5 protein-coding genes are annotated in these 3334 nt (G+C 48.9%); 3 read left to right on the top strand and 2 right to left on the bottom strand.

Annotated elements, in window-relative coordinates:
* Nucleotides 1-233 precede the first annotated feature (233 nt).
* Nucleotides 234-1286 (top strand): CdiA family toxin C-terminal domain-containing protein, encoded by a 1053-nt coding sequence (locus tag D3222_RS26370; RefSeq protein ID WP_232832667.1) that lies wholly within the window; start codon nucleotides 234-236, stop codon nucleotides 1284-1286.
* A complete protein-coding gene (locus D3222_RS23960) occupies nucleotides 1283-1663 on the top strand; it encodes a hypothetical protein (protein WP_118988289.1) in 381 nt (126 codons plus the stop codon). Before D3222_RS26370 ends, D3222_RS23960 begins: the two co-directional genes overlap by 4 nt.
* Nucleotides 1664-1728: 65 nt before the next feature.
* Here D3222_RS23960 and D3222_RS23955 read toward each other — a convergent pair whose 3' ends face one another.
* Together D3222_RS23955 and D3222_RS23950 are read right to left on the bottom strand one after the other, a co-directional pair.
* On the bottom strand, nucleotides 1729-1971 hold the full coding sequence (locus D3222_RS23955; RefSeq protein WP_118988288.1) for a SymE family type I addiction module toxin: 243 nt from the start codon (nucleotides 1969-1971) through the stop codon (nucleotides 1729-1731).
* 75 nt (nucleotides 1972-2046) lie between these two features.
* On the bottom strand, nucleotides 2047-2412 hold the full coding sequence (locus tag D3222_RS23950) for a helix-turn-helix domain-containing protein (protein WP_118988291.1): 366 nt from the start codon (nucleotides 2410-2412) through the stop codon (nucleotides 2047-2049).
* A 179-nt stretch (nucleotides 2413-2591) separates the two neighbouring features.
* Here D3222_RS23950 and D3222_RS23945 point away from each other — a divergent pair.
* Nucleotides 2592-3334 (top strand): CHC2 zinc finger domain-containing protein (locus tag D3222_RS23945; RefSeq protein WP_232832666.1); only part of this gene is annotated, 743 nt, incomplete at its 3' end.

The following is a 3334-nucleotide window of genomic DNA, read 5'->3' as shown; positions in this document are numbered from 1 at the left end:
CGCCGCTTGCGGGCTCTRTGCCGCCCGCGCCCGCAGAACGTGCGTCCGCCGCCCAGGCAAGCTGGGCGACGTTCGCCCGTTGCCGAAAAAGGCGCTACGCTGACAAAGGCCCGGCGGGAAAAACGGGCCGTCGGGGGCGAAAAGCGCGTCAGGGGGTTTTGGGTTCGGCGGTGAACGGACATTGGAAAAAACGGGTTGTAACTGACTGAGGGCATTAGGAAAATCGGTGTTCGATGGTCAACTTCGCACTGGAATGSGTTGTTATTGAGAATAACTTTTTGAGTGCGGATCAGATAGACGACTTCGCGGCCAAAGCCAAAGGGTGTGAGGCGCGGGGTGACTGCAATCAAATCGTGAAAGAAATGGAAGATTTGAGTCTGAAGCAGCGCAACGAGTTGATTGCGACCTGTGCTTCAGATCCGGCGGCTTGTAAAGAAAAATACGGTGAACTCCCTGCCAACAGTATGTTAGTCCGTCAGGCCGTTGATAAGGCACTGGGTGAAGATATTCCATGGAGCATGAAGAATGATCTGTCTGTTTTGCTGATGCAGCAAATGGATGAATCAGGGATTGTGAACAGCACGGAGTTTGCGCAGAAACTTGAGAAACAGTTTGGTCTGGATAAGCAGCGTGCGGAAATTTTGGCGGGTGCGGCAATGTCTGCTATGACTGGCGGAATGGGCAGCAAAGGAAGTAAACCATCATCTTCAAACGTAGTAAAGGATAATAAAGGTGCTAACTCATCCACAGGCCAGCAGGTTAATGCTGGAAATAGTGAGGTGAAAACACCACAAAATCAAACAGGGAAAACGACTAATCACTTAATTCCAGAAAGTTTTGTTGCCGATGTAACTAAACATAATACCCAATTAGGCGTTGTTAATCGTAAGATGGGAACAATTTCTGGAGCTCACAAGCAGGATGCGTTCTTAGAGTCTGTTGAAATGACGGGTGGGAAAATTAACCACAAAATTACCGATAAACGTTATCCGGGATTAATCGAGTACAAATATCAAATTCCTGCAATAAATGGACGAGGTCAACAAATAGGCTTTAAAAAGGAAACGGTTAAAACAACTTATGATCCTAGGGTGTTATCCGATACCAAAATTGCTGATATGTCTAATAAGGCAGCTAAGCAAGCAGAAAATTATTTTAGGGATAATCCTAATCATAGACAGTATTCCGCAAAAGTTGATGGATATTGGTTTCAAGTAACCAGAGATGCTAAGACAGGGCAAGTTAATAATGCATTTATTACTATGCCCGCGAGGACTTCTAAATGAGTGATCAACACATAAATTGGTTAAAAAATATCGAACATTACCTTGTTCAAAATGAGGGTAGGGATTTATATGAAGTTCTTTATGAATCTTTATATAACAACAAAATTTCCTTTATGAACTTTTTGCTCAATGCCAGCAAGGGGTATGGTTTTTCTCCATCTGAAGGATTTGGTTACTCTTTGGATCAGGATTGGGATATTCCTGAGGATTTTGATTACGTCACCTTTTTCTTGGGGGAATTTGAAAGTTCAGAAATTACGCCAAATCAATTTGTGATGCTGATGCAGTATATATCTGATGCTTATATCACTGCCTTTCCTGACAGTAAAGAAACGGTAGAAAGACATATGAAAGCACTGACAGAGCGTTATGCTTAGCACTGCACCCTGTTGAGAACGTAAAAACGATCCCAGCCCAAGCGCTGGGATCTTCCTTTTAACCGTCAGTTGTTCTCAACAAGCCGGATAATCAACAGCCCGTGTTCAATGCTGACCTGCACCGGCTGCCCGGTCATAAAGCCCGCCTCTTCCAGCCAGTTGCCCTTGAGGTGCAAACTGGGGTGCTGGCTGTAATAGCGAGTCATGCCAGTGTGGCGGTCGGCATGACATCGGCTGATATAGCCGACCTTATAGCGGCGTTGGGTTGTCGAACTGCCTGAATTTACATTACAATCGCGTTCAGCCATGATGAACTACCTCTGATAGTTGGTGATGGTGAGCAGGCTAACGGTGGTAGGACACCGCTAGTCTGCGTTAATCAATCAGCGCGCTAGCGCCTGTATCTGTTTCTTGGTTAAGAACGCATCCAGTAACTTCTTAATCACTTCCTTATCTTCTTCCGGTAACTGCTCTACCGCCTGAAACTGGTGCAGTAACTCCCTGTCTTCAAACCGGGCTTTGGCCGCTTCGGTCGCAGCACCTTCCAGCAGGTAATCGCTGGTAACGCCGAGTACATCAGCCAGCCGCTTTAAGGTATCGCTGCCGGGGCGGGATGTGCCACGTTCAAAACGGCCAATGTGCGTATAATGCAGGTCAGCCTGCTTACCCAGTTCAGACTGAGAGAGTCCTTTTTGTCTGCGCAGTTCCCGTAAACGTTGTGCAAATCCCGTATCAATCGTCTCTGCCATATCAAGCACCTCAGCCATCCTAATGGTATCAAATATAGCTATCTTGCCGTAATTGGGTCGCATCATCCATGCCTTAATGCGTTGATATGAACTTTACATGCTTGACATGATAAAGCCCAGAGGCTACTTTATCAAGCATAAATGCTTTATTAAAAATAGTTTGATAAGGATGCCAAAGAATGAGCCGCACTCCCGATACCGATTTAGCCCGCTTAAAGCAGTCCGTCTCATTGCTGGGGCTGGCGCGTAAGCAGGGCCGTCCGATGAAAAAACGCGGTGAGGATTATGTGCTGCGCTGTCCGTTCCATAACGAGAAAACACCCTCAATGGTGATATCGCCTGCCAAGAACCTGTATCACTGCTTTGGCTGTGGCGCGGCGGGGTCAGTGCTGGACTGGGTGATACAAACGGAAGGGGTGACGCTGAAAATTGCTATCCGCCGGCTGCGGGAGCTGGCCGGGTTACCGGACATGGACAATGCGGTTGTGGCCGCTTCTTCTTTAGCCGCCCAGCCGGAATCACAGCCGGCCCCCCTGCCGCGCCCGAAACTGGCTGACCTTGACGATGACGGGCAGGCGCTATTGCATCAGGTGATTGATTTTTATCATCAGAACTTACTGGCATCACCGGAAGCCAAAGCCTGGCTGGAACGACGCGGACTGCATCATCCTGAACTGGTCAGTCACTTTAAGCTGGGGTACGCAGGCAATCACGGTATCGGCGGTTCAGCGGGGTTGTTGCCGTCGAAATCGAGTAATGAGGGGCAGCAGTTGCGCGACAAACTGGCTGGGCTGGGCGTGTTGCGTACCACCACCCGGCAGGACCACTTCCGGGGCTGCGTTGTTGTGCCCGTTATCGGCTGGGCCGAATCGGCCAGTGTGGCCAGCCGCGGACGGGTGTTGCAACTGTATGGCCGCCGAAC

Origin of the sequence: Photorhabdus sp. CRCIA-P01 (genome assembly GCF_003545805.1) — a bacterium.
GTDB classification, from domain to species: Bacteria; Pseudomonadota; Gammaproteobacteria; order Enterobacterales; family Enterobacteriaceae; genus Photorhabdus; species Photorhabdus antumapuensis.
Note: the sequence above shows the minus strand (reverse complement) of the source record. Positions and strands in the feature narration are given on the sequence as shown.